This window comes from Burkholderia savannae, assembly GCF_001524445.2.
In the GTDB taxonomy this organism is placed as follows: Bacteria; Pseudomonadota; Gammaproteobacteria; order Burkholderiales; family Burkholderiaceae; genus Burkholderia; species Burkholderia savannae.
On the sequence record NZ_CP013417.1, the window covers coordinates 3,837,415 to 3,861,804 of the forward strand.

25 protein-coding genes are annotated in these 24,390 nt (G+C 68.5%); 9 read left to right on the plus strand and 16 right to left on the minus strand.

What is annotated here, in order from left to right; all coding sequences use genetic code 11:
* Window positions 1–21 precede the first annotated feature (21 nt).
* The 10 genes from WS78_RS18790 to WS78_RS18835 form a co-directional block, all read right to left on the minus strand.
* Window positions 22–1,170: a TraB/GumN family protein gene (locus WS78_RS18790; protein WP_059583848.1), complete on the minus strand. Its 1,149-nt coding sequence runs from the start codon at window positions 1,168–1,170 to the stop codon at window positions 22–24.
* Window positions 1,163–2,179, minus strand: coding sequence for a peptide ABC transporter ATP-binding protein (locus tag WS78_RS18795; RefSeq protein ID WP_038748472.1), 1,017 nt, complete (start codon window positions 2,177–2,179; stop codon window positions 1,163–1,165). The genes WS78_RS18790 and WS78_RS18795 overlap by 8 nt, the downstream gene beginning before the upstream one ends.
* Entirely contained in the window at window positions 2,176–3,168 is a 993-nt protein-coding gene (locus WS78_RS18800) for an ABC transporter ATP-binding protein (protein WP_038748474.1), read from the minus strand. Before WS78_RS18800 ends, WS78_RS18795 begins: the two co-directional genes overlap by 4 nt.
* Window position 3,169: 1 nt before the next feature.
* The gene (locus tag WS78_RS18805) at window positions 3,170–4,087 is read right to left on the minus strand and encodes an ABC transporter permease subunit (RefSeq protein ID WP_038748476.1); all 918 of its coding nucleotides are present in this window, start codon (window positions 4,085–4,087) and stop codon (window positions 3,170–3,172) included.
* A gap of 92 nt (window positions 4,088–4,179) precedes the next feature.
* Window positions 4,180–5,190: an ABC transporter permease subunit gene (locus WS78_RS18810; protein ID WP_038748478.1), complete on the minus strand. Its 1,011-nt coding sequence runs from the start codon at window positions 5,188–5,190 to the stop codon at window positions 4,180–4,182.
* 111 nt (window positions 5,191–5,301) lie between these two features.
* Window positions 5,302–6,930, minus strand: a complete 1,629-nt coding sequence (locus WS78_RS18815) for an ABC transporter substrate-binding protein (protein WP_059583845.1) — start codon at window positions 6,928–6,930, stop codon at window positions 5,302–5,304.
* Window positions 6,931–7,336: 406 nt separating this feature from the next.
* On the minus strand, window positions 7,337–8,629 hold the full coding sequence (locus WS78_RS18820) for an MFS transporter (RefSeq protein ID WP_059583842.1): 1,293 nt from the start codon (window positions 8,627–8,629) through the stop codon (window positions 7,337–7,339).
* Window positions 8,630–8,863: 234 nt separating this feature from the next.
* Window positions 8,864–9,178, minus strand: a complete 315-nt coding sequence (locus WS78_RS18825) for a high-potential iron-sulfur protein (RefSeq protein ID WP_059583839.1) — start codon at window positions 9,176–9,178, stop codon at window positions 8,864–8,866.
* Between the two features lie 143 nt (window positions 9,179–9,321).
* Window positions 9,322–10,434, minus strand: coding sequence for an NAD(P)/FAD-dependent oxidoreductase (locus WS78_RS18830; protein ID WP_082717316.1), 1,113 nt, complete (start codon window positions 10,432–10,434; stop codon window positions 9,322–9,324).
* Between the two features lie 71 nt (window positions 10,435–10,505).
* Window positions 10,506–11,486 (minus strand): AAA family ATPase, encoded by a 981-nt coding sequence (locus tag WS78_RS18835; RefSeq protein WP_038748485.1) that lies wholly within the window; start codon window positions 11,484–11,486, stop codon window positions 10,506–10,508.
* A 108-nt stretch (window positions 11,487–11,594) separates the two neighbouring features.
* Between WS78_RS18835 and WS78_RS36040 the strand changes: the two genes are divergently transcribed.
* The 9 genes from WS78_RS36040 (at window position 11,595) to WS78_RS18880 (ending at window position 19,703) form a co-directional block, all read left to right on the plus strand.
* Window positions 11,595–11,891, plus strand: coding sequence for a hypothetical protein (locus tag WS78_RS36040; protein WP_156439856.1), 297 nt, complete (start codon window positions 11,595–11,597; stop codon window positions 11,889–11,891).
* Window positions 11,878–12,450: a hypothetical protein gene (locus WS78_RS18845; protein ID WP_038748487.1), complete on the plus strand. Its 573-nt coding sequence runs from the start codon at window positions 11,878–11,880 to the stop codon at window positions 12,448–12,450. The genes WS78_RS36040 and WS78_RS18845 overlap by 14 nt, the downstream gene beginning before the upstream one ends.
* Window positions 12,451–12,456: 6 nt before the next feature.
* Window positions 12,457–13,269 (plus strand): endonuclease/exonuclease/phosphatase family protein, encoded by an 813-nt coding sequence (locus WS78_RS18850; protein ID WP_059583836.1) that lies wholly within the window; start codon window positions 12,457–12,459, stop codon window positions 13,267–13,269.
* Between the two features lie 53 nt (window positions 13,270–13,322).
* Window positions 13,323–13,976 (plus strand): LysE family translocator, encoded by a 654-nt coding sequence (locus tag WS78_RS18855; RefSeq protein ID WP_059583834.1) that lies wholly within the window; start codon window positions 13,323–13,325, stop codon window positions 13,974–13,976.
* Window positions 13,977–14,189: 213 nt separating this feature from the next.
* Complete coding sequence (locus WS78_RS18860; protein ID WP_038748492.1) at window positions 14,190–14,960, plus strand: ferredoxin--NADP reductase; 771 nt, start codon at window positions 14,190–14,192, stop codon at window positions 14,958–14,960.
* Between the two features lie 415 nt (window positions 14,961–15,375).
* Window positions 15,376–16,218, plus strand: coding sequence for a sensor histidine kinase (locus WS78_RS18865; RefSeq protein ID WP_038748494.1), 843 nt, complete (start codon window positions 15,376–15,378; stop codon window positions 16,216–16,218).
* Window positions 16,215–16,871 (plus strand): response regulator transcription factor RqpR, encoded by a 657-nt coding sequence (rqpR, locus tag WS78_RS18870; RefSeq protein ID WP_038748495.1) that lies wholly within the window; start codon window positions 16,215–16,217, stop codon window positions 16,869–16,871. Before WS78_RS18865 ends, rqpR begins: the two co-directional genes overlap by 4 nt.
* A 210-nt stretch (window positions 16,872–17,081) precedes the next feature.
* Window positions 17,082–18,482 (plus strand): amino acid permease, encoded by a 1,401-nt coding sequence (locus WS78_RS18875; protein WP_059583831.1) that lies wholly within the window; start codon window positions 17,082–17,084, stop codon window positions 18,480–18,482.
* A gap of 195 nt (window positions 18,483–18,677) precedes the next feature.
* Window positions 18,678–19,703 (plus strand): XdhC family protein, encoded by a 1,026-nt coding sequence (locus tag WS78_RS18880; RefSeq protein ID WP_059583830.1) that lies wholly within the window; start codon window positions 18,678–18,680, stop codon window positions 19,701–19,703.
* A gap of 436 nt (window positions 19,704–20,139) precedes the next feature.
* On the opposite strand, the gene WS78_RS18890 is transcribed toward WS78_RS18880, so the two are convergent.
* From WS78_RS18890 to fliE, 6 genes are all read right to left on the minus strand, one after another.
* On the minus strand, window positions 20,140–20,859 hold the full coding sequence (locus WS78_RS18890; RefSeq protein WP_059583827.1) for a PepSY-associated TM helix domain-containing protein: 720 nt from the start codon (window positions 20,857–20,859) through the stop codon (window positions 20,140–20,142).
* Window positions 20,860–21,125: 266 nt separating this feature from the next.
* The gene (locus tag WS78_RS18895; RefSeq protein WP_059583825.1) at window positions 21,126–21,467 is read right to left on the minus strand and encodes an EscU/YscU/HrcU family type III secretion system export apparatus switch protein; all 342 of its coding nucleotides are present in this window, start codon (window positions 21,465–21,467) and stop codon (window positions 21,126–21,128) included.
* The gene (locus WS78_RS18900) at window positions 21,464–23,014 is read right to left on the minus strand and encodes a flagellar hook-length control protein FliK (RefSeq protein ID WP_059583823.1); all 1,551 of its coding nucleotides are present in this window, start codon (window positions 23,012–23,014) and stop codon (window positions 21,464–21,466) included. Before WS78_RS18900 ends, WS78_RS18895 begins: the two co-directional genes overlap by 4 nt.
* A gap of 112 nt (window positions 23,015–23,126) precedes the next feature.
* Window positions 23,127–23,453, minus strand: coding sequence for a flagellar protein FliT (locus WS78_RS18905; RefSeq protein WP_038748505.1), 327 nt, complete (start codon window positions 23,451–23,453; stop codon window positions 23,127–23,129).
* Window positions 23,450–23,884, minus strand: coding sequence for a flagellar export chaperone FliS (gene fliS / locus WS78_RS18910; RefSeq protein ID WP_038748507.1), 435 nt, complete (start codon window positions 23,882–23,884; stop codon window positions 23,450–23,452). Before fliS ends, WS78_RS18905 begins: the two co-directional genes overlap by 4 nt.
* A gap of 128 nt (window positions 23,885–24,012) precedes the next feature.
* Window positions 24,013–24,357, minus strand: a complete 345-nt coding sequence (fliE, locus tag WS78_RS18915) for a flagellar hook-basal body complex protein FliE (RefSeq protein ID WP_038748509.1) — start codon at window positions 24,355–24,357, stop codon at window positions 24,013–24,015.
* Window positions 24,358–24,390 lie beyond the last annotated feature (33 nt).

The window sequence follows — 24,390 nt, forward strand, 5'->3', positions numbered from 1 at the left end:
CTAGTCGTTCGGGATTCCCGATCACCCGGCGTCGACACGATAGCCCTGCTGCCGCAGCAGCTCGAGCACGCCCTTCGGCCCGCCCAGGTGCAACGCGCCGATCGCGACAAAAAGCGGCTTGTTCGGCGCGGCGATCGCCGCCATGCGCGCGACGAAACGGCGGTTGCGCTCGTAGACGATCTTGTTGTCGATCGAATCGGCGATCGATCGCACGCGCGTGAGCCGCTCCGTCTTCGCGCTCGCCCATGCGGCGATCGCGTCCGCATCGCCGATGCGCCAGAGGCGGTGCAGCGCGCGCACGTCGTCGGCGTTCTGCGCGGGCGTCTGCGCCATGTCCTGCGCGAGCATCTCGCGCTGCTGCGCGAGCGTGAGCCCCGTGAACGCGCGCATCTGCTCGGCGAGCGTCTCGAGCCCGACCACCTTGCCGCCCTTTTTGCGCAGGAACACGTTCTGCAATTGCGCCTCGGTGCCGTATTCGGTCTGCAGGCCGGCCGACAGCGAATCGTACGTTTCGACGACGAGCGACGCGAGCCAAGGCCGCATGTGGCGGATGCCGGCGAGCGCGGCCGGATTGCCGCGCAGCCGGTTCGCGAGCTTCTGCCAGAGGGGCCCCGGCAGCAGGCGCGGCAGGCACGCATAGTTGCACACGCCGTACTTCGACACGTCGTCCTGCGATTCGAGCAGATCGTCGGGAGACAGCTCGAGCGCGAGCGTCGGCGACGCGGCGAGCGCCGCGAGAATCGGGCGGCGAAACGGCTGGTTCGCCGGATAGTCGGCGGGCTCGCCGACGTGCAGCGTGCCGAGCACGTAGACGGTGACCTTGCCCTTCGTCGCGACGTAGAACGGCATGCGCGCGGGCTGCGTGCGCACCGCGCCGCTCGCGACGGTGCCGTTCGACGTCGACGGCGGCGGCGCGTGAAAGCCCGGCAGCGACATGCTCGGCGTCGGAATCGGCGACTGCGGCACCGGCGCGGCCGCGACGCCGCCCGCCGCCAGCGCGCCGACGGTCGGCCACGCGAGCCCGCCCGCCGCGCACGCGCCGGCAAGCACGGCGCCCGCGAGCGCACGCGCGCGCCAGCGCCGGGGATTGCGTCCGGCTCGCGAAGCCGCGCGCCGGACGCCGTTACGCGAGCGGCGCGCGGCTTCGCGCGCCGCCACTGCCTCAGGCATTCGCCTCCCCCACCTCCTCGGCGCGATGGCAGGCCACGAGCCGGCCGTCGACTTCGCGCAGCTTCGGCTCCTCGGCGCGACACCGCTCGACCGCGTACGGGCAGCGCTGATGGAATGCGCAGCCCGACGGCGGATTGAGCGGCGACGGCAGCTCGCCCTGCAGCTTGATCTGGATCTTGCGGTCCGCCTCGAAGATCGCGGGCGTCGCCGACATCAGCGCGCGCGTATACGGATGCCTCGGCCGCGCGTAGATCGTCTTCTTGTCGCCGAGCTCCGCGACGCTGCCGAAGTACATCACCATCACGTCGTCGGCGATGTGCTCGACGACGGCGAGGTTGTGCGAGATGAACACGTAGCTCGTCTTGAACTGCTCCTGCAGATCCATGAAGAGATTCAGGATCTGCGCCTGAATCGACACGTCGAGCGCGGACACCGGCTCGTCGGCGACGACGATCTGCGGATCGAGGATCATCGCGCGCGCGATCGCGACGCGCTGGCGCTGCCCGCCCGAGAACATGTGCGGATAGCGCTTCGCGTGCTCCGGGCGCAAGCCCACCGTGCGCATGATCTGCGCGATTCGCTGCGCGCGCTCGGCGGCCGTCAGATGCGTGTTGATCGCGAGCGGCTCGGCGAGCGTCTGCTCGACCGTCTTGCGCGGATTCAGCGACGCGAACGGATTCTGGAACACCATCTGCACGCGGCGGCGCAGCGCGGCGATCGTCTCGCGATCCGCGCCCGCGACGTCGCGGCCGTCGATCGACAGATGCCCGGACGTCGGCTGCTCGATCATCGTCAACTGGCGCGCGAGCGTGGACTTGCCGCAGCCGGATTCGCCGACGACGGCGAGCGTCTTGCCGCGCACGAGCGAGAACGACACGCCGTTCAGCGCCTTCACGGTGCCGTGCCCGAACATCCCGCGCCGAACCGTGTAGTGCTTCGCGAGATGGTCGGCGACGAGCACGATGTCGTCGCGCGCGGCGGACTCGCGCGTTTCGTAGACTGCGTTCATCGCGCGCCTCCTTCCGTATGCGCCGCTTGCAGATTGAGCGGCTTGATGCAGCGCACGCGCATGCCCGTGCCCGGCACGAGCTCGGCGAGCGCGGGGCGCGCCTTCGTGCAGTCGTCGACGACGTACTTGCAGCGCGGCGCGAACAGGCACCCGCTCGGCCGGTCGTCGCGGCCCGGCACCATCCCGGGAAGCGCGGCGAGCCGCTTCGCGCCCGCGTTGTGCTCGGGTATCGCCGCGAGCAACGCTTCGGTGTACGGATGATGCGGATGCGCGAAGATGTCCGGCACGCGATTCGTCTCGATGATCTCGCCCGCGTACATCACCGCGACGCGCTGCGCGACTTCCGACACGACCGCGAGATCGTGCGAAATCAGCACGAGCGCCATCCCGCGCTCCTTCTGCAACGTAACGAGCAGATCCATGATCTGCGCCTGGATCGTCACGTCGAGCGCGGTCGTCGGCTCGTCGGCGATCAGGAGCTTCGGATTGCAAGCGACCGCCATCGCGATCATCACGCGCTGGTTCATGCCGCCCGACATCTGGTGCGGAAACGTGCCGATGCGGTTCTTCGCATCGGGAATCCCGACCTGGTCGAGCAGTTCGAGCGCGCGCTTGTTCAGCGCGTCGCCGCGCAGGCCCTCGTGCAGCTTCAGCACCTCCTTGATCTGATAGCCGACCGTGTAGCTCGGGTTCAGGCTCGTCAGCGCGTCCTGGAACACCATCGCGATGTCCTTGCCGATGATCCCGCGGCGCGCCTTCGGGCTCGCCTTCAGCAGATCGACGCCGTCGAACGCGATTTCGTCGGCGGTGACGATGCCGGGCGCGTCGATCAGGCCCATCAGCGCCATCATCGTCACGCTCTTGCCCGAGCCGGATTCGCCCACCACGCCGACCACTTCGCCGCGCGCGATGGACAGGTTGATCCTGTCGACCGCGGGTAGCCCGTTGAAGTTCACCGCGAGATTGCGGATGGTCAATAAATCGCTCATGTCACGCCATCCGTTTGAGTTTGGGATCGAGCGCGTCGCGCAGCCCGTCGCCGAGCAGGTTGATCGCGAGCACCGAGATCAGGATCGACAGGCCGGGCATCGTGACGATCCACCAGGCATTGTCGATGTAATCGCGCGCCGACGCGAGCATCGCGCCCCACTCGGCCGTCGGCGGCTGCACGCCGAGGCCGAGGAAGCCGAGCGCGGCGGCGTCGAGGATCGCCGACGAAAAGCCGAGCGTCGCCTGCACGATGAGGGGCGCCGTGCAGTTCGGCAGCACCTGCGAGAACATCAGGCGCAGCGTGCCCGCGCCCGCGACGCGCGACGCCGTCACGTACTCCTTCTGCAGCTCGCCCAGCGCCGACGCGCGCGTCAGGCGCACGTACGCGGGCAGCGCGACGATCGCGATCGCGAACATCGTGTTGGTCAAGCCCGGGCCGATGATCGCCACGACCGCGACCGCGAGCAGCAGCGACGGCAGCGCGAGCAGCACGTCCATCACGCGCATCACGGGCGTGTCGGCCCACTTCTGGAAGAACGCGGCGACGAGCCCGAGCACGACGCCGGGAATCAGCGCGAGCACGACCGACACGAAGCCGATCCAGAACGACATCCGCGCGCCGTACATCAGGCGAGAGAGAATGTCGCGGCCCGCTTCGTCGGTGCCGAGCACGAATTGCCAGTTGCCGCCCTCGAGCCACGCGGGCGGAATCTTCACGTGGTCGCGGTACTGCTCGATCGGGCTGTGCGGCGCGAGCACCGGCGCGAGCAGCGCGACGACGACCAGCACGAGCACGACGACGCCCGCGCCGACCGCGCCGCGATTGCGGGAGAAATTCGCCCAGAATTCGCGCAGCGCGAGCACGCGGCCGCTGAGCGCCGCTCCCTGCGACGGCATCGCGTTTTGCATGTCGCTCATTGCGCCTCCCGCGTGGCCACGCGCGCGATTGCGGCCGCGGCGGTCGAGCGCCGGGGCAGCGGATGAATACGAGTGTGGGGATGCATGTTCGATTACCTCGTATGGCGAATGCGCGGGTTCAACACGCCGTACAGCAGATCGACGACGAGATTCACGACGATCACGAGCGTCGCGATCAGCAGGATGCCGCCTTGCACGACCGGATAGTCGCGCCGTCCGATCGCGTCGATGAGCCACTTGCCGACGCCCGGCCACGAGAACAGCGTCTCGGTGAGCACCGCGCCCGCGAGCAGCGTGCCGACCTGCAGGCCGATCACCGTGACGACCGGGATCAGCGCGTTGCGCAACGCGTGCACGACGACGACGCGCACGGGCGAGAGCCCTTTCGCGCGCGCGGTGCGGATGTAGTCTTCGCGCAGCACTTCGAGCATCGACGAGCGCGTCATCCGCGCGATCACCGCGAGCGGAATCGTGCCGAGCACGATCGCGGGCAGGATCAGATGGCTCACCGCCGATGCGAACGCGCCCTCCTCGCCGGAGAGCAGCGTGTCGATCAGCATGAAGCCCGTCGCATGGGGAATCTCGTACTCGACCGCGATGCGGCCCGACACGGGCGTCCAGCCGAGCGTGGACGAGAACACCATGATGAGGATGAGGCCCCACCAGAAGATCGGCATCGAGTAGCCGGTGAGCGCCGTGCCCATCACGCCGTGATCGACGATCGTGCCGCGCCTGAGCGCGGCGAACACGCCGGCCGGCAGCCCGACGGCGAGCGCGAACGCGAGCGCGCAGGCCGACAGCTCGACCGTCGCGGGAAAGCGCGCGAGGAACTCGCCCATCACGCTCGTGTTGGTGATGATCGACATGCCCAGGTCGCCGTGCAGCGCGCGGCCGACGTAGTGCAGGTACTGGAGGGGCAGCGGCTCGTCGAGCCCGAGGCGATGCAACGCCTCCGCATGCATTGCGGGATCGACGCCGCGCTCGCCCATCATCACTTCGATGGGGTCGCCCGGTATCAGATGAATCAGCGCGAACGCGAGCACCGTGATGCCGATGAAAGTCGGGATCACCATGCCCACGCGGCGCAAGACGAATCGGAACATGACGCTTCTCGATATTTTCTTGGGGGGAAATGTGCGACCGGCGACGAGGAGCGCATGGCCCCCCGTCGCCGGTGATTATCGTGCAGTCGGCCTAACGGCGCACCAACGCGCTTATTTCACGCTGACGCCGTCGAAGCGCGCATAGCCGAGCGGCTCGATCCGCATGTCGACGACGCTCTTGCGCACCGGCTGATAGACGGTCGAGTTCGCGATCGGCGAGAACGGCAGCTGCTGCGCGAAGATCTGCTGCGCCTGCGTGTAGATCTTCGTGCGGCCGTCCTGCGAGGTCGTCACGCGCCCCTTCTGAACGAGCTCGTCGAACGGCTTGTAGCACCACTCGGAGAAGTTGTTGCCCTTCACCGCCTCGCAGCCGAGCAGCGTGCCGAGCCAGTTGTCGGGGTCGCCGTTGTCGCCGTTCCAGCCGATCAGCATCGTGTCGTGCTCGCCCGAATGCGCGCGCTTGATGTACTCGCCCCACTCGTACGTGACGATCTTCGCCTGCACGCCGATCTTCGCCCAGTCGGCCTGGATCATCTCGGCCATCAGCTTCGCGTTCGGGTTGTACGGGCGCTGCACGGGCATCGCCCACAGCGTGATCGGGAAGCCGTTCGGGTAGCCCGCCTTCGCGAGCAGCGCCTTCGCCTTCGCCGGATCGTAGGCCGCGGCCTTCAGGTTCTTGTCGTACGACCATTGCGTCGGCGGCATCGGCGCGCTCGCCGCCTGGCCCGCGCCCTGGTAGACGGACTCGAGAATCGCCTTCTTGTTGATCGCCATGTCGAGCGCCTGGCGCACCTCGAGCTTGTCGACCGGCTTGTGCTGCACGTTGTACGCGAGATAGCCGAGATTGAAGCCCGGCAGCGACGGCATGTCGACGTTCGCATCGGCCTTCAGCGTCGCGATGTCGGCGGGCCGCGGATAGCTCATCACCTGGCACTCGTTGCGCTTGATCTTCTGCACGCGCACGCCCGGATCGGGCGTGATCGAGAAGATCAGCTTCGAGATCTTCACCGCGCCCTTCTTCCAATAATCAGGATTGCCGTCGAATCGGATCGTCGCGTCCTTCGTGTAGCTGCGGAAGATGAACGGGCCCGTGCCGATCGGCTTCTGGTTGATGTCGGCCGCCTTGCCCGCCTTCATCAGCTGATCCGCGTATTCGGCGGAGAGGATCGACGCGTACTCCATCGCGAGGTTCTGGATGAACGGCGCGTTCGGCTCCTTCAGCGTGAAGCGCACCGTGTACGGATCGACCTTTTCGATCTTGACGATCAGCTTGTCGAGGCCCATGTCGGTGAAGTACGGGAACGACACCGGATAGGCCTTGCGGAACGGCTGGTTCGGATCGAGCATCCGCTCGAACGTGAATACGACGTCGTCCGCGTCGAATTCGCGCGTCGGCTTGAAGAAATCGGTGTTATGGAATTTGACGCCGTGGCGCAGATGGAACGTATAGACCTTGCCGTCGGACGAAATGTCCCACTTCTCGGCGAGGCCGGGCTCGACCTTCGTGCCGCCGCGCTCGAATTCGACGAGGCGGTTGTAGATCGGGAACGTCGACGCGGTGAAATCGACGCCCGTCGTGAATTGCGCGGAATCGAAGCCCGCCGGGCTGCCTTCTGAGCAGTAGACGAGCGTTTTGTTCGGGATCTGTGCGAATGCAGAGCCCGCGACGCCGAACGATGCCGCTGCGACGCCCGCGATGGCGGTAACACGCAGCGCGCGCAACAGACGATTATGTTCCATGTTTCCTCCAGGTCTCCAGTTCAAGGCCGGCCTAGGCCAGCGTACGCGGATATTACTTGAGCTTTCGTAAGAGGAACAAGCTGGAGAAAAAACCATTCGTCATGCGCGCACGATCGCGAAACGCGCTGCCGGGCCGCGCGCGGCGCGTGCGCCGCCGAGCTCATTCGGCACGATTCGCCGCGATCAGCGTTATCCCTGATATCTTCGTTTTTTCGTAACGGTCTTCGGCGATGAATCGGGTTCGATACGTGACTGATACGGATTGCGCGATTTTTATTGGCGCGCGTTCGCGCCGACGTCTTGCGCATCGACCGCGTATCGACCGCGTATCGACCGCGTATCAGCCGCGCATCGGCCACCTATCGGCCACGTATCAGCCGCACATCAGCCGCGCGGCCCGCCGCCGTCAATCGAGATCGGCGCTTCTCGCCGGCACGAACGCGATCGCGACGAACGACAGCGCGAGCCCCGCCATCACGTAATAGGTCGGCGCCAGCGGCGTGCCCGTCGTCTTGATGAGCCACGTGACGATGAACGGCCCGAAGCCGCCGAACACCATCACCGCGACGTTATACGCGAGCGACAGGCCCGTCGAGCGCGCGCTCGCCGGAAAGAGCTCGGCGATCATCGCGCCGAACGGTCCGTAGTAGCCGGCGAGCGTCACCGACAGGATCGCCTGCACGAGAATCAGCCGCGCGATGCTCGGCGACGCGTCGAGCCAGAGGAAGAGCGGATAGATCATCACGAGCGTCAGCCCGAGCGCCCACAGCGACAGCCCCTTGCGCCCGATCCGGTCGGACCATGCGCCCGCGACGGGCGACAGCACCGTCAACAGCAGATTGCCGACGATCACGGCGTAGAACGACTGCGCGTAAGGCAGCTTCAGTTGCTTGACGGCGAACGTCGGCAGATAGCTGATGAGCACGTAGACGGTCACGGTGAGCGCGATCACCGCGCCGAGCCCGCACGTCACCGCGCGCCCGTGCTGCGCGAACACGTCGCGAAGCGTCACGCGCCGCCCGCGTGCGCGCGCATGCAGGAACGCTTCGGAATCGACGAGATGGCGGCGCACGTAGAAGCCGACCGGCCCGATCACGAGCCCGAGCAGGAACGGCACGCGCCAGCCCCATGCGTGCAGCGCCTCGGTCGACAGGCCGCGCGTGACGGCCGCGCCCACGAGCGAGCCGAACAGCAGCGCCGCCGCCTGGCTCGCCATCTGCCAGCTGCCGTAGTAGCCGCGCCGCGAGAACGGCGCCGCTTCGATCAGGAGCGCGGTTGCGCTGCCGAATTCGCCGCCCGCGGAGAAGCCTTGCAGCAGGCGTCCGAGCACGATGAGGAGCGGCCCGCCGATGCCGATCGCCGCGTAGGGCGGCGCGATCGCGATCAGGAGAATGCCGAACGTCATCATCAGGATCACGAGCGACAGCGCCGCCTTGCGCCCCGCGCGATCCGCGTAGAGGCCGAGCACGATGCCGCCGATCGGCCGCATGAAGAAGGCGACGCCGAACGTCGCGGTCGTGAGGAGCAGCGACGAATACTCGCGGCTGGTCGGAAAGAACAGCTCGGCGATCACGACCGTCATGAAGCTGAAGACGATGAAGTCGTACCACTCGAGCGCGTTGCCGATCACGGCCGCCACCACCGCGCGCCGGTTCAGCGCCTGTCCCGCCGTTTTCGTCGAAGCCGCAACGGATGCCATCCTCGCCCCTCGCTGTCGTCGTGCCTTTGTGTGATGTCGTCGTGCGTCGCGCGCCGATATCGCCGCCGAAAAAAGGCGGAAGCCGCGCCGACTGCCGTTGAGCGAGTGTAGAAAGCGGAGGAATCGATTTCAAGCAATAAAAAACGCCCGCCGTCGTCGGACGGCGGGCGTTTTGCGCTTCGATGCGACGCGGCGCGCCGGCGCGAGACCGCCGCGCGCCGCTTCAGGTTTGCGTCATGCCATCTTCGTGAACGCGTTGCACCAGCCCTTCGCCGCCACCTGCTTGCCGGGGAACGCGCCGCACGGGCCCGACGCCGAGCCTTTCTTGCCCTGATACAGCATGCAGCCCGAACAGGCTTCGCCTGCCGCGTACTTCGGGAACTTCGCCTTGTCGACCTTGGTGGCGTCGGCCTTGTAGCCGAGCGCGACGGCGGTCGGATCGCTTTCGGACAGCATCGGCAGATCGGCCGAGAACGCTTCGCGCGTGAGCGCGAGCGCCGACACGGCCCCGACGCTCGTGATCAGGAAACTCCGGCGGGACGTTTTCATGGGAATTCGCTCCAACATTGTGGGTTGTCGCTGCTCTAGCGGCAGCAGCGCACAAGCATACCGCTCATGCACCCAAATGTGACGCGGGTAATTCCGAAGATAAGCCAATCGAAAACAAGAAATCGTCATGCAACCTACGCATGCTACGTGCGCGCGGCCATTTCGCCGACGCGCTGCGCGATCGCGAGCGCCGCGGTGAGCCCGGGCGACTCGATGCCGAACAGGTTCACGAGCCCGCGCACGCCGTGCTGCGCGACGCCCTGGATCACGAAATCGGCGGTGGGCTCGCCCGGCCCGGCGACTTTCGGGCGGATGCCCGCGTACGCCGGCTGCAGCGAGCCGTCGGGCAATCCCGGCCAATACGAGCGGATCGACGTGTAGAACGCTTCTGCCCGGCGCGGATCGACGTCGTAGCGCAGCGCGTCGATCCATTCGACGTCGGGCCCGAAGCGCGCCTGCCCGGCGAGATCGAGCGTCAGATGCACGCCGAGCCCGGCCCGGTCCGGAACCGGATAGACGAGATGCGCGAACGGCACGCGGCCGGCCAGGCTGAAGTAATTGCCGCGCGCGAGATAAAGGGGCGGCACCCAGCGCGAATCGAGCCCGCGAACGCGCCTCGCGAGCGCCTGCGCGCCGAGCCCCGCGCTGTTGATCACGCATGCGGCTTCGACTTCGGTCGGCATTGCGCCGCCGACGCGCACGACGAAGCCGCCGCCCGCCGCGTCGATCGATTCGACGGGCGAGCGCAGCGCGCACGACGCGCCGCCGCGCTCGGCGTCGCCGAGCAGCGCGAGCATCAGCTGATGGCTGTCGACGATGCCCGTGCTCGGCGAGAACAGCGCCTCGATGCATTCGAGCTCGGGCTCGAGCGCCTGCACTTCGTCGCGCGACAGCGTGAGCAGATCGAGCACGCCGTTTTCCTCCGCGCGCGCGGCGATCGCCTTCAGCTGCTTCACCTGCGAAGGCGACGTCGCGACGACGAGCTTGCCGCAGCGCCGGTGCGGCACGTGGTGCGTCTCGCAAAAGTCGTACAGCAGGTCGCGCCCGTGCACGCACAGCGACGCCTTCAGCGATCCGCGCGGATAGTAGAGCCCCGCGTGGATCACCTCGCTGTTGCGCGAACTCGTGCCCGTGCCGATCGCGTCGGCCGCCTCCAGGATCAGCGTCTCGCGTCCGCGCGCGGCCAGCTCGCGCGCGATCGCGAGGCCGACCACGCCGGCGCCGATCACCACACAGTCAATCCGCTCCATCGTCATTCGCGTCGCTCACGCTTCGAAGGCAGGACATACGATTGTACGTCGCGCGAAGCGTGTGCGCGTGGCGCCCGTCAAAAGCCGATCGGCCGGCGGCGCCCCGCGCTCTCGCCGGTGCGGATGTCGTGCGGCGCGATCGCGTCGCGCCCGTCGAGCCGCGCCGCGCCGAACGCGTGCAGCAGCACGCGGCGCATCGTGCGCGGCTGCATCGCGGCGAGCACGTCGAGCGCATCGTCGCCGAGCGCGTCGGGAAAGCGCCTTCCCCACGCATGCGCGTTGCGGATCTCGCCGTAGATCGTCTGCGCGATGCGGCGCGCGCCCGACGCGTCGGGCGGCTCGATCTCGTAGACGTTCATCCGGTTCATGATCGGCTCGGGAATCGCGCTCGCGTCGTTCGCGGTCGCGATCCAGATCACGTTGCCCGCGTCGATCGGCACCTCGGCGAATTCGTCGACGAACGCGCACGCGGTGTCGTGCTCGAGCAGCGCATACAGCGCGCCGAGCGGATCGTACTGCGCGTCGCTGCCCGCCTTGTCGATCTCGTCGATCGCGATCACGGGGTTCGAGTAGCAGCCGTTGACGAGCGCATCGAACACCTTGCCCGGCTTCGCGTTCTTCCACTGCGACGACGCGCCCGAGAGCACCCAGCCCGCCGTGAGCGAGCTCATCGGCACGTAGTGGTAAGCGGTCCCGAGCATCTTCGCGAGCGCCTTCGCGAAATGCGTCTTGCCGATGCCCGGCTCGCCGAGCAGGAGGATCGGCATCAATTCGAGGCGGTCGTCGGTTTCCAGGCAGAGCGCCACCTGCTTGCGCACGTCGTCGAGCAGCTCGGCGAAGTTCGGCAATTCCTCCGCGAGCGAATCGAATGCGGGCATCCGCGTCGGCTTCACGCAAAAGCGCAGATTGCCCGTCTTCAGCATCTTCTCGTAGGTCGCGCGCAGCGCATCGCTCGCACCTTCGTTCAGATCGTTCAGCGCCGTCTCGACACGGTCCAGATCGTAGACCGTGCTGAACGACGCCACCGCCAGTTCCTGTTTCACCATCGCCGTCGTCATCGCCCACCTCGCCTTGCTACTGCTGCCTGCCCATCAGACCCCTTCGATTTCAGTGTAGCCAGCCCGGCGTCCACTGCAAGCGAGCAGCCGTCTGGGGCTGCTGCTAACATGCCCGCGATGCTGCACGCGGCACGCGCCGCGCGTATGATCGTGAGTTCACGTCGTGCGCATCGCGCCGCAAACCGCGGTCCGCAACGCGTGCGCGCGCGGCGCGCGCCGCGTGCGACGCCGCCGCATTCGCCGCTCGCGCCGGCGCCCGCGCGGCGCGCCCGTTTGCCGCGCCGCCCGATGCTTGAAAATCCGCACGCCGCGCACATGTCGTCGATGTCCCCGATAACGGCGCCGCGTGCGAAAGATGAACCGAGCAAAAACCCGCGCGGTCGGAAGTTCGATGATTTCGTTTAAGCGTAAGATGCCCGCCTGTCCTGCCTCCCGGCTCGCCCGCGCCGGAAAATTCGTACTCGAAGCCGGCGTTGCCGGCGCGCTCGGCGCCGCCGCGTTCGGCGCGCATGCACAGAGCGGCCCGCAGCCCGTGATCGATTGGGAGATCCAGGTGGTACGCGACGGCCAGACGATCGACACGTTCGAGCAGAAGACCACCGTCGGCCAGGCCCGCTCGGACACGCACGGCATTCCCGTCGCGCCCGCCGCCGGGTGCGGCGCCGCACCGGCGGCCGCGTCGGCCGCGGGCGCCCCCGCCTCCGGCCTGTCGCGCACGATCACGGTCGCGCCGCTGTACGTCGAGGGCAACGCGGTCGCGCTCGCGATCGACGCGCAGGAAACGCTCGCCGACGACGGCGCCGCGCCGTCCGCCGGCGCGCCGTGCACGCGCCCGCCGCCGCGTCGAATTGTCGCGAGCCATCCGGCCCTCGATGCGCGCGCCGCCCAGTGGACAGACTGGACCCTCGCCGAGCGCAACCCGCAACTCGTCTATCGCGTGCGAGCGCGCGTCGTCGGGGACTGATCGATCATGCACGTGCCCGACACCCTGTCGCTCGCCGAGCCGCTGCCGGCCGAGAACGAGATCACGGCGGTGAGCTGGAATCTGCACAAGGGCCGCTCGCCGCTCGGCTTCACCGCGTGGGACGCGATGCGCAGCTGGGTGGAAGCGACGCACGCGGACGTCTATTTCCTGCAGGAAGCGATGGCGCGGCGCATGCCGCGACCGGTGCTCGCGTCCGGCTTCGGCACGCCGATGGCCGAGCCCGTCGACGACGTCTGGCACTGCCAGGCGACCGAGATCGCGCGCGCGCTCGACTGGCAGATCGCGCTCGGGCCGAACGTGTTCAAGCCCTCTTGGCGGCACGGCAACGCGATCCTGTCGCCGCACCCGCTCGATCTCGGCGGCCGCTGGGACATCTCGGCGCACCGCTTCGAGCGCCGCGGCCTGCTCGTTGCGCGCGCGACGCTCGCGGGCGGCGCGCCCGTCACGCTGCTGTGCGCGCACCTCGCGCTCACGCGCGCCGCGCGGCTGCGGCAAATGCACTGGATCGCGCACTGGATCGAGCGCCACGCGGGCGCGGGGCCGCTCGTGCTCGCCGGCGACTTCAACGATTGGCGCAACGACTCGATCTCGCTATTCGGCGACATCGGCCTGTCCGAAGTCGCGACGCTGCTCGGCGAATCGGGCCGCACGTTTCCGGCGTTCTCGCCCGCGCTCGCGCTCGACAAGATGTTCGTGCGCGGCATGACGCCGATCGAATGGCGCGCGCCCGGCGAGGAAACCGCCTGGCTGTCCGATCATCTGCCGTACATCGCGCGGCTGCGGCTGGATTCGCCGTGAGCGCGGCGGCGCGCTACATTAACGGCTTGCCCCGTTTTCGAACCCGCGCCGCCATGAACCTGCTGCCGATCCTGTTGCAAATCTGTGCCGTCTACCTCGTCGCGCTCGTCACGCCGGGCCCGAACATCTTCATGATCTCGCAGCTGTCGCTGTCGGGCCGCCGCAGCCTCGGCGCGGTGTCGGCGCTCGGCGTCGGCACCGCGTCGCTCACGTGGGCGACGCTCGCGATGCTCGGGCTCGCGGCCGTGCTGCACCAGGTCGAATGGCTGTACGAGGCGATCCGGATCGGCGGCGCGGCCTATCTCGTGTATTTCGGCATCAAGCTGCTGCGCGCGAGCGCGCGGCGCGAGCCGGCGCCCGCACCCGACAGCGCCGGCGACGCCTGCGCCGCCCTGCCGCCGCCCGCGATGCGCGACTACCTGCACGCGTACCGCACGGGCCTCTTCACGTGCCTGACGAACCCGAAATCGTGCGCGTTCTGGACCAGCGTGTTCGCGGCGATGCTGCCCTCGCACGTCCCGCTGTGGTTCGACGGCGCGACATTGCTGGCGATCGGCGCGATGTCGGGCGGCTGGTATTGCGGCGTCGCGTACCTGTTCGCGAACCCGCGCGCGCAGCGCGGCTACCGGCGCGTGCGGCGCCCGCTCGACGCGCTGTGCGGGGCGGCGCTCGTCGGTCTCGGCGCGAAGCTCGCGGCCGACCGATGAGCGTCGCCGGAAAGAATGCGTTGCGCCAAATCCGCGCGCTCGCGGGGGGCAAGCCCGCGCGTGCCGCAAGCAGGGTAAAATAACAAGTTCCTCAATCGTCTCTCATCGAGAAGGCGCGTGTCCGACGCGCCGGCCGGCCGATCCGCGATCGGGCCGACGCCCTCGGTTTTTTGCCCGTTTTGGGGCCCGTTATACGCGTCCGTTTCCGAATCCATGAGCAAATTCGACACCGCTACCGTCCTGTCCGTCCACCACTGGACCGACACGCTGTTCAGCTTCACCTGCACCCGCGACCAAGGCCTGCGCTTCAACAACGGCGAATTCACGATGGTCGGCCTGGAAGTCGACGGCAAGCCGCTCACGCGCGCATACAGCATCGTGAGCCCGAACTATGAAGAACATCTCGAATTCTTCAGCATCAAGGTGCAGAACGGCCCGCTGACGTCGCGGCTGCAGCACCTGAAGGTCGGCGATTCGATCCTCATCGGCAAGAAGCCGACGGGCACGCTCGTCGCCGACAACCTGCTGCCCGGCAAGACGCTGTGGATGCTGTCGACGGGCACGGGCCTCGCGCCGTTCATGTCGATCATTCGCGATCCGGACATCTACGACCGCTTCGACAAGGTGATCCTCACGCACACGTGCCGCCTGAAGGGCGAGCTCGCGTACATGGATTTCATCAAGAACGACCTGCCGGGCCACGAGTACCTCGGCGAAGTGATCCGCGAGAAGCTCGTGTACTACCCGACCGTCACCCGCGAGGAATTCGAGAACGAAGGCCGGATCACCGATCTGATCTCGTCCGGCAAGCTGTTCACGGATCTGGACACCCCGCCGTTCTCGCCCGAGCACGACCGCGTGATGCTGTGCGGCAGCACCGCGATGCTGAAGGACACGACCGAGCTGCTGAAGAAGGCGGGCCTCGTCGAGGGCAAAAACAGCGCCCCCGGCCACTACGTGATCGAGCGCGCGTTCGTCGACTGATCCCGCGTTTAATCCAGATCAAAAAAACCGGAGCCTCACGCTCCGGTTTTTTTATGCCGAATCTCTGCAACAGAGTTACAAAATGTCATATTTGTATCTCAACATCGTTACAACTTCGCGTTATTTTGCCGAAATTGTCTGTCGGTGTTTGTCCTACATCGGGAACATCCCGAGGCGTAACGATCGCCTTTAAACGTCCGCCCCGTATGACTTTTCCTATAATTCTGCGATATCATGCGCGGCGTGTGAAAACGGTCCCACGTGCTGTTACAGTGCCAGACTAATTGTTACAAGATGTAAATAGTGTTTCCACGGCGCATTGCTGACTTAGCCGCCGACAGGTCGTACCGGCTGCGGCGGTTCGCAATCGTTTCAGTAGGTATCTGAATAGCTTTCTGAACAGAAAGGGAGAGTCATGGATACGCCGTCTATTGCGCCGTCGATTGCAAGCGCCGCCGCTGCGTCGGCGAGCGACCTCGCACCCGAGGTCGGCATTCCTTTCGTTTCCCGCCCCGCCGCGCGCGCGCCCGCCGCCGAGCGGCTCGGCGCGCGCGTCGCGCAACTGTCCGCCGAACTCGTCGCCGCAGACGAATCCGCGCGCCGCCATCTCGCGGGCGAGCTCCACGACGGCCTCGGCGCCGATCTCACCGCCGCGCGCTTCGCGCTCGCGAACGTCGAAACCTGGCTGCCGGACGACGCGCCCGACGCGTGCCGGCGCGCGCTCGCGCTCGCGCAGCAGGCGCTCGACGCCGCGACGGCCGCGAATCGGCGCCTGATCGACGGCTTCGGCGCGCCCGCGCTCGAAGCGGGGCTCGTCGGCGCGCTCGCCGCGTGGATCGGCGCGCACGGCGCGCGCACCGGCCTGCGCACGAGCTTCGTCTGCGCGGCCGACGCGCGCGTCACGCAGCTTCGCGCCGACGGCACGCTCGCCGTCTTCCGCGTCGCGCAGGAAGCGCTCGCAAACGTGGCGAAGCACGCGCACGCGTCGGCCGCCGACGTGCGGATCGACGTCGACGACACGCATCTGAGCCTCGTCGTCGCGGACGACGGCGTGGGCATCGCCGCCGCGCGCCGCCGCGGCTATGGGCTCGGCAGCATGCGCGCGCGCTGCGAGGCGCTCGGCGGCACGCTCGAGCTCGTCTCGCCGCGCCCGAGCGGCGCGGGCACCGTGCTGCGCGCGCGCTTCGCGTGGGACGCGCTCGTCGCCGCCGCGCACGCGCCGGCCGTCGCGCGCAGGATGCGCCGGGAGGCAAGATGAGCCTGCAGATCCTGCTCGTCGACGATCATGCGATCGTCCGCCAAGGCATTCGCCAATTGCTGATCGACCGCGGCATCGCGCGCGAGGTCATGGAGGCCGAATCCGGCAGCGAGGCGCTCGCGATCACCGAGAAGAGCACGTTCGACGTGATCCTCCTCGACATCTCGCTGCCCGACATGAACGGCATCGAGGTGCTCAAGCGCCTGAAGCGCAAGCTGGCGCGCACGCCGGTGCTGATGTTCTCGATGTACCGCGAGGATCAGTTCGCGGTGCGCGCGCTGAAGGCGGGCGCGGCCGGCTATCTGTCGAAGACCGTCAACGCCGTGCAGATGGTGTCGGCGATCAGCCAGGTCGCCGCGGGCCGCAAGTACGTGAGCCCGGCGATGGCCGAGGCGCTCGCCGAATACGTGTCGTTCGAGAACGAGCCGCTGCCGCACGAGAAGCTGTCCGACCGCGAGTACCAGACGCTCTGCATGATCGCGTCGGGCAAGCGGCTCACCGACATCGCGCTCGCGCTGTCGCTGTCGGTGAAGACGGTCAGCGTCTATCGCACGCGCCTGCTCGAGAAGATGAAGCTGTCGAACAACGCGGAGCTGACGTTCTACGTGATGAGCAACCGCCTCGTCGACATGAACCCGGCGATCGGCGCGTAGCGCCGGGGGCGCGCGTGTCCGAAGCGGCGCGCACGCCCTGCGGCGCAACGCCGCGCCGACCGCAAACGATTGTTTTCATTGGACGATTTTTTTTGCGACTCACGTCGCAAACGCGCGCCGTCCGGCGCGGGCAAGCGCGCGACATCCGCTAAAATGGCGGGTTTTCCACTTATCCGGGCGCGCGCCTCGCGTTTCCGGTCACCCTTCGCAATGTCTCTCTTCCGCAAGAAAAACGTCGACCGCATGATCGCCGGCGCGCACGCGGCCGGCCTCAAGAAGGCGCTCGGCGCGGTCGACCTCACCTTTCTCGGCATCGGCGCGATCATCGGCACCGGCATCTTCGTGCTGACCGGCACGGGCGCCGTGCAGGCCGGCCCCGCGCTGATGCTGGCGTTCGTAATCGCGGCGATCGCGTGCGGCCTCGCCGCGCTGTCGTACGCCGAATTCGCATCAACGATCCCCGTCGCCGGCTCGATCTACACGTATTCGTACGCGACGCTCGGCGAGGTCGTCGCGTGGATCATCGGCTGGGACCTGATGCTCGAATACGGGCTGGCGGCATCCGCGGTGTCGGTCGGCTGGTCCGGCTATCTGCAATCGCTGCTGCAAGGCTTCGGCGTGTCGCTGCCCGCAGCGCTCTCCGCCGCGCCGGGCGCGCTGCCGGGCGTCGTCACCTATTTCAACCTGCCCGCGTTCCTCGTGATGATCGTCATCACGACGCTGCTGTCGATCGGCATTCGCGAATCGACGCGCGTGAACAACATCATGGTGTTCATCAAGGTCGCCGTCGTGCTGCTCGTGATCGCCGTCGGCGTCTTCCACGTGACGCCCGCGAACTGGAAGCCGTTCATGCCGCACGGCTGGAACGGCGTGTTCGGCGCGGCGGCCGTGATGTTCTTCGCGTTCATCGGCTTCGACGCGGTGTCGTCGGCGGCCGAGGAAGTGAAGAACCCGAAGCGCGATCTGCCGATCGGGATCATCGCTTCGCTCGGCGTGTGCGCGTTCCTGTACGTCGCGGTCGCGGCGATCGCGACGGGCATCGTGCCGTGGGCGCAGTACGCGAACATCTCGCACCCGATCTCGTACGCGCTGCAAGTCGCGGGCGAGAAGTGGGTCGCGGGCTTCATTGATCTCGGCGCCGTCATCGGCATGCTGACCGTGATTCTCGTGATGAGCTACGGCCAGACCCGGATCATCTTCGCGATGTCGCGCGACGGCCTGCTGCCCGCCGCGCTCTCGCGCGTGCATCCGCGCTTCGCGACGCCGTTCCTGACGACCTGGCTCGTCGGCCTGTTCTTCGGCCTCATCGCGGCGCTGATCCCGCTCAACGTGCTCGCCGAGCTGATCAACATCGGCACGCTCGCCGCGTTCTCGATGGTGTCGATCGCGGTGCTCGTGCTGCGCCGCACGCACCCGGATCTGCCGCGCGCGTTCCGCTGCCCGGGCGTGCCGATCGTGCCGATTCTCGCCGTCGCCGCGTGCCTGTTCCTGATGCTGAACCTGCAGCCCGTCACGTGGATCGCGTTCGGCGCGTGGCTCGTGATCGGCCTCGTCGTGTACTTCGCGTACTCGCGCCGTCACTCGAAGCTCGCGCACGGCGCGCAGCACTGACGCGCTTTTTCGCGCCATGCGCGCGGCGGGCCAATCGCACGGCTCGCCTCGCCGCCCGAGCCCAAGCGCTCCCGATCGCCGGGAGCGCTTTTTTTTGTGCGCGCGGCCGCTCCTGCACGCTTTCATCGGACGCGCCATAATCGCGCCATTCAGCGGCCGGAATCCCATCGGCCGGGAAGCTGCAAGGACCGGATCATGGAAAGCGTGGATCTCGAAGTGCTGCGAACGAGCGCGCGCTGGCTCGGCGAGGGGCGCCGCGCGCTGCTCGTCACGGTCGTGCGGACCTGGGGTTCGTCGCCGCGCCCCGAGGGCGCGATGCTCGCGGTGCGCGACGACGGGCTCGTCGCCGGCTCGGTGTCGGGCGGCTGCATCGAAGACGATCTGATCGCGCGCGTGCAGGCCTCGGGCGTCGCGAGCTGGACGCGGCCCGAAGCGGTCAAATACGGCGTGACGGCCGAGGAGGCGCACCGCTTCGGCCTGCCGTGCGGCGGCACGATCGAGCTCGTGCTCGAGCCGCTCGGGCCGGCGAGCGGCGTCGCGGCGCTGTGCGACGCGGTCGAGCGCGGCCGGCTCGTCACGCGCACGCTCGAGCTCGCCAGCGGCGAAGCGACGCTCGCGCCCGCGATCGCGACCGACGGGCTCCACTTCGACGGCGCGCGCCTCGTGACGATCCACGGGCCGCGCTACCGGATGCTCGTGATCGGCGCGGGGCAGTTGTCGCGCTATCTGTGCCAGATCGCGGTGGGGCTCGATTATCAGGTGACGGTCTGCGATCCGCGCGACGAATACACGCACGCGTGGGACGTGCCCGGCACGCACGTCGTGCGGACGATGCCCGACGACACCGTGCTCGACATGCAACTCGACCGCCGCTCGGCGGTGATCGCGTTGACGCACGATCCGAAGCTCGACGATCTCGCGCTGATGGAGGCGCTGAAGACGCCGGCGTTCTACGTCGGCGCGCTCGGCTCGCGGCGCAACAGCCAGGCGCGGCGCGAGCGGCTGCGGGAATTCGATCTGAGCGCGGCGGAACTCGCGCGGCTGCACGGGCCGGCGGGCATCTACATTGGAAGCCGGACGCCGCCGGAAATCGCGGTGTCGATTCTCGCCGAGGTGACGGCGGCGAAGAATGGCGTGTCGCTGCCGACGATCCTGCAGGTCGAGGGAGCGAAGGCGGCGCGGGAGGTCGCGACGAACGGCGACGTGGCGTGCGGGATTTAGGTCGGCGGCCGCGAACGTCGATCGGTGTTTGGGGTGTGGTGATTTGCTGTTCGCTGTTCGCGTTCGCGTTCGCGTTCGCGTTCGCGGTCGGCGGTCGGCGGTCGGCGGTCGGCGGTCGGCGGTCGGCGGTCGGCGGTCGGCGGTCGGCAAAGCAGAATAGCCCGGTCATCCAGCGGACTTTCTGTTTTTCGAAGTCCAGCGCACATGCGCGCCGCAAATCAGGCCGCAACCGTGCGCTTGTCTCGACGGGCGAACCGACGATGCCGGCCCGCGATCGTGAAAAGCATGCGCGACTCGCCGTCGAGCCGGCCCGATTGCACAATGCGCCGCCTTGCGCATCGCGCCGCGCGAAAAGACGTAATGGCGCGCGGCGCGACAACGCCCGACGAACGCGCGGCGCGCACCGCCCGGAAAGCGGCGGCCGAAGACGCTCGACTCAGGACAAGCCCGCCGCCAGCGCCGCTGCCACCGACCCGACGACGAGCACGACGCCCACCGTGCGCCGCTTGTTGAGCTCGGTCCAGAGCAGCACACCCGTCAGCGACAGCAGGACCATCGATCCCGCGATCGTATCCATCAGCAGCACCCAGAACAGGTTCATCCCGACGCCGCGATGCAGGTTATTGAGCGTCGTGAGGATCGCGTTGTCGGTGCGTTTCACCGACACGTAGCCGTTGCCTTTCCAGTATTCGACCTGCACGTTGCTGCGCGGGCCGAAGAGGCCGAACTGCCAGTGCTCGGGCTGCGTGACGCGGCGCTCGCCCCACGCGACGGGCTGCGCCGGATCTTTGCGGATGCGGCCAAGCCGGCCGTCGAACGCGAGCTCGCGCCGAACCCACGCGGCCATCGCGGCGGGCGTATCGGGCACGGGCGACGGCAGCGCGAGTTGCAGCTGGCTGACTTGCGGCTCGCCGGACGAGATCTTGAGCGGCGGCGCGCGGTGATTGAGCAGCACGCCCGTCACGCCGAACAGCAGGCCCAGCACCGCCCCCCACAAGCCGACCCAGCCATGCACCTTGCGAAGCCACTTGATGAACGTCGCGCGCCGCGAGCGGCGGCGGCGCTCGGTGAGCTCGATCTCGTCGAGCTTGCGCGGCGAACCCGGATACGGCACCACGACGCCGGTGAGTTTTTCGATCGATTCGGGCGCGTTCACGCTTCGATTTCCATTCGCACAAAACATCGGGCGGCGCGCAACCGAGTCGCGCGCCGCCCGTTTAATTAAATGAGAATGGATATCATTACATAAAATATCGGCGAACTCAATGTCGCTGGACGCTGACGGAGCCAGGATCGTGCTGCGCGTTCGCTGATTCGCCGACTCGCCAATTCACCGATCCGTCAGCTCACCAACGAACAATCGAGCACCGACGCACGTCCCACGAGCCCGAGACACCGGTCACGCCCTCAGGCCGTCCGTCTTCACCGCTTCGGCAACGGCGGAAAAACCGTCTGCCCGCCGTCACCGTCACCGTCACCGTCACCGTCACCGTCGCCTGCGCCGCGTTCGAGCGCGTACAGCCACGCGAGCAGTTCCGCGACCGCCTGATACAACTGCGGCGGAATCCGCGCGTCGAGGTCGACCTGCATCAGCAACGACACCATCTCGGGCGCGGTATGCACGTACAGCCCGGCATCGCGCGCCCGCTCGATGATCCGCTCGGCGACGAGCCCGTAGCCCTTCGCGACGACGCGCGGCGCCGTATCGCCGCCCTTCGCGTCGTACGCGAGCACCGCGGCGCGCTTGCGCTGCGGCCCGCTCATCGCGCGAGCTCCCAATCGTCGTCGGTCTCGACCGGCGACGGCGGCGTGCGCGGCTCGACGCCCGCCGCACCGGCCCCTGCAGCCGCGCCGCTCGCAATACCGGCCGCCCCTGTCGGTCCTGCCGCCCCCCTCTCCCCAGTCGGTCCCGTCGCCCCTGCCGCCCCCGGCTCGCCGCTCGCCGCCGTGCGCGCGTACGCGGACGCGGCCGCCCGCGCGACCGTCGCGTCGAAACCGTCGGGCACCCCGTCGATCACGCGGATCGACAAGCCGCTCACCTGCAATCCGAGCGCCTGCAAACGGGCACGCAGCGCGTCGCCGTGCGGCGCGAGCCGCGCCGCGCCCGCCTCGCTCACGCGCAGCCGCGCGGCGAGCTGCTCGCCGTTCAGCACGAGCTCCGCGTCGACGGTGCCGAGCGACGGCAACGCGAGCGTCAAGCGCGTGCGCCAGCCGCGCGCATCCGGCGCTTCGGCCTCGGACGACGGCCGCTCGCGGCCATGCCGCTCGTCCGGCTCGATCGTCCAGTCGAGCCTCGCGCCCGGCCACGCTTCGCCGGTCCAGCGAAACTGGTCGGTCGCGAGCAGATCGAGCTGCTGGCGCACGATCGGCAGCGTCGCCGCGTGCAGCGAGGCCGCGACCGACGCCGGCGCTCCCGCGTCCGGAGGCGGCATGCCGGGCCGCGCGCCGGCCGTCTGCGCGGCTTGCGCGGCGGTGGGCTTGCCGTCTTCGCCGGCGAGCGCCGCATACGCGTCGACCGAGCGTGCGAGCGCCGCCGCGCTCGGCGGCGCGCGGCCCGACGCCGCCGCGCCTTCGCCCGCGTCGCCCGCCGGCTGCCCCGGGTTGCGCGCCGCCGATTGCGCGGGCGCGTCGTCGCGGCCGCCTTGCGGCAGCGGCAGGCGCGCGGCGAGCAGATCGGCAAGCGCGTCGTCGAGCGCATTGCCCGCCTGGCCGGCCTGCGCGCCCGGCTGGCCGGCCGTCGCGAGCCGCGCCTGCGGCTCGCGCGCGAGCTCGGCCGTCGTGCGCTGGCCCGCGAGCCATTGTGCGAGATGGGATTCGTAGAAGAGGCCGCTTTCCGCGACGGCCTGCGCGAGCGCCGCGCTCAGCGCGGCGGCGGGCGATGCGCCCGAAGACGCTTGCGCCGCGGCCTGCGCGGCCTGCGCCGCCTGCGCGCCGGGCGCCGCCGCGGACGGCCCGGGGTTGCCGGCATCGGACGCGACAACAAGCAACGGATCGACCAACGCGGCCGCTTGCGCGGCGGACGCGATCGGCGGCGCGGGCAGCAGCGGCGCAGCGCCGACGACCGCGGGCGTCGCATCACCGCCGTAACGGGAAATCGCGTCGAGCGTGAGTCCGACCTCGGACAGCACGGCCTGCGCGGACGCAGGCGGCGGCCCGCCCGCCGCCTGCTGCGGCGGCGCTGACGCGGGCGGCGCGCCGGACGTGCCGACCTGTGCCGCCGCCGCGCCGCCCGCCGAGGGCTGGATCGCGTCGAGAAGACTGTCGATGCGGCTCGCCAGGATGGCGGCGGCAGCGGTGTCGATAGCGGTCATCGTGAGTCCTGACGCGCGCCGGATGAAATTCGTGCAACCCGCGCAAACGGACGCGCGCCGTCCGCTTGCGTGAGCCGGCGCGCACGAACGCGGCGGCGTGCCCCGCCCGCGTTCAGCCGCGCGCCCGGTACAGGTCGTTCAGCGTCGAGCGGCCCGCGCGGATGAACGCGGACAGCCGCGCGACCTCCGGGCTCGCGAGATCGCGGATCGCGGCGTCGTCGGCGAGGATGCGGCGGATCAGCTCGAACTTGCGGGTGCGCTCCGCATCGTCGAGCATGACGCCCTGCTCGGCCTCTTTCAGCCCGTCGACAAGCCGCAGATACTCCTCCTGCAGCCCGCCCATCGCATGCCATGCCGCATTGCGGGCCGCGACGAGCATCCGCCCGGACACGTCGGCGATCGCTTCGTAGCGAGCAAAGTATTCGGTCTTCCGGTTCATCGCGACTGTTCCGTTGCGGCTTGCGCGGTCATCCTGGCCACCTCCGGGCCGATGCCCGTCCACGCGTCCTCGAGCGTCGCGAGCAGGCCGTCGGCCTCGATCAGCAGCGGCTCGCTCGCGTCGACGTTCGCCTGCAGCAGACGCTGGCAGATGTACGTGTAAAGCGCGTCGAGACGCGACGCGATCTCGCCGCCGGCTTCGAGGTTCAGCGACTGCTGCAAGCCGCTCTCGACGATGCGGATGGCCTTGCCGATCGCCTCGCCGCGCGCGGCGACGTTGCCTTGCTGCAAATGCAGCCGCGCAAGCGCGATCGCCTGGCGCGCGCCCTGGTAAAGCATCGCGATGAGCCGATGCGCAGATGCGCCCATCACCCCTGTTTCGACGCCGACGCGCGCATAGGCACTGGCTCCAGCGTGTCCTGGGGTGAACATGGCGCTCCTCCTCTTTGGTGCATTCGATCCGGTATCACCGCCCCGTGCACGGCACGGCGCGGGCTTGTACCGACGTTATCGGTAAGGAAGCCCGAAAGCTTTAGAAAAATGACGCGCGGAGAGATCCGTCAGACGGACATCTGCATGATCTCGTTGTAGGCGCTCACTAACTTGTTGCGGACCTGGAGCCCGAACTGGAAGCCGATGTTGGCTTTCTGCATGTCGACCATCACGTCGTTGAGCGACACGTTCTGCGCGCCGAGCTCGAACGCCTGGGCCTGGCCGAGCGCCTTCTGCTGGTCGCCGCTGATCTTGTCGAGCGACGCCTTCATCGCACTCGCGAACGAGCCGGCGCTCGCCGCGCCGGAGCCGGCGAGCGCCGCCGTCGGACTCGCCGCTCCGCCCGCGGCCTGCGCGGCCATCGCCTGCATTTGTTGCAGCGCCGAAGCGATTCCGTTGACGGGGGCAACCATGGGATCTCCGCAAAAGAGCCGGGCCGCGAGGGC

Bases quoted from the DNA above. Each gene is read 5' to 3' on its own strand.
- WS78_RS18790 (WP_059583848.1), bottom strand. From the start codon at position 1,170: ATGCCTGAGGCAGTGGCGGCGCGCGAAGCCGCGCGCCGCTCGCGTAAC.
- WS78_RS18795 (WP_038748472.1), bottom strand. From the start codon at position 2,179: ATGAACGCAGTCTACGAAACGCGCGAGTCCGCCGCGCGCGACGACATC.
- WS78_RS18800 (WP_038748474.1), bottom strand. From the start codon at position 3,168: ATGAGCGATTTATTGACCATCCGCAATCTCGCGGTGAACTTCAACGGG.
- WS78_RS18805 (WP_038748476.1), bottom strand. From the start codon at position 4,087: ATGAGCGACATGCAAAACGCGATGCCGTCGCAGGGAGCGGCGCTCAGC.
- WS78_RS18810 (WP_038748478.1), bottom strand. From the start codon at position 5,190: ATGTTCCGATTCGTCTTGCGCCGCGTGGGCATGGTGATCCCGACTTTC.
- WS78_RS18815 (WP_059583845.1), bottom strand. From the start codon at position 6,930: ATGGAACATAATCGTCTGTTGCGCGCGCTGCGTGTTACCGCCATCGCG.
- WS78_RS18820 (WP_059583842.1), bottom strand. From the start codon at position 8,629: ATGGCATCCGTTGCGGCTTCGACGAAAACGGCGGGACAGGCGCTGAAC.
- WS78_RS18825 (WP_059583839.1), bottom strand. From the start codon at position 9,178: ATGAAAACGTCCCGCCGGAGTTTCCTGATCACGAGCGTCGGGGCCGTG.
- WS78_RS18830 (WP_082717316.1), bottom strand. From the start codon at position 10,434: ATGACGATGGAGCGGATTGACTGTGTGGTGATCGGCGCCGGCGTGGTC.
- WS78_RS18835 (WP_038748485.1), bottom strand. From the start codon at position 11,486: ATGACGACGGCGATGGTGAAACAGGAACTGGCGGTGGCGTCGTTCAGC.
- WS78_RS36040 (WP_156439856.1), top strand. From the start codon at position 11,595: ATGCCCGCGATGCTGCACGCGGCACGCGCCGCGCGTATGATCGTGAGT.
- WS78_RS18845 (WP_038748487.1), top strand. From the start codon at position 11,878: ATGATTTCGTTTAAGCGTAAGATGCCCGCCTGTCCTGCCTCCCGGCTC.
- WS78_RS18850 (WP_059583836.1), top strand. From the start codon at position 12,457: ATGCACGTGCCCGACACCCTGTCGCTCGCCGAGCCGCTGCCGGCCGAG.
- WS78_RS18855 (WP_059583834.1), top strand. From the start codon at position 13,323: ATGAACCTGCTGCCGATCCTGTTGCAAATCTGTGCCGTCTACCTCGTC.
- WS78_RS18860 (WP_038748492.1), top strand. From the start codon at position 14,190: ATGAGCAAATTCGACACCGCTACCGTCCTGTCCGTCCACCACTGGACC.
- WS78_RS18865 (WP_038748494.1), top strand. From the start codon at position 15,376: ATGGATACGCCGTCTATTGCGCCGTCGATTGCAAGCGCCGCCGCTGCG.
- rqpR (WP_038748495.1), top strand. From the start codon at position 16,215: ATGAGCCTGCAGATCCTGCTCGTCGACGATCATGCGATCGTCCGCCAA.
- WS78_RS18875 (WP_059583831.1), top strand. From the start codon at position 17,082: ATGTCTCTCTTCCGCAAGAAAAACGTCGACCGCATGATCGCCGGCGCG.
- WS78_RS18880 (WP_059583830.1), top strand. From the start codon at position 18,678: ATGGAAAGCGTGGATCTCGAAGTGCTGCGAACGAGCGCGCGCTGGCTC.
- WS78_RS18895 (WP_059583825.1), bottom strand. From the start codon at position 21,467: ATGAGCGGGCCGCAGCGCAAGCGCGCCGCGGTGCTCGCGTACGACGCG.
- WS78_RS18900 (WP_059583823.1), bottom strand. From the start codon at position 23,014: ATGACCGCTATCGACACCGCTGCCGCCGCCATCCTGGCGAGCCGCATC.
- WS78_RS18905 (WP_038748505.1), bottom strand. From the start codon at position 23,453: ATGAACCGGAAGACCGAATACTTTGCTCGCTACGAAGCGATCGCCGAC.
- fliS (WP_038748507.1), bottom strand. From the start codon at position 23,884: ATGTTCACCCCAGGACACGCTGGAGCCAGTGCCTATGCGCGCGTCGGC.
- fliE (WP_038748509.1), bottom strand. From the start codon at position 24,357: ATGGTTGCCCCCGTCAACGGAATCGCTTCGGCGCTGCAACAAATGCAG.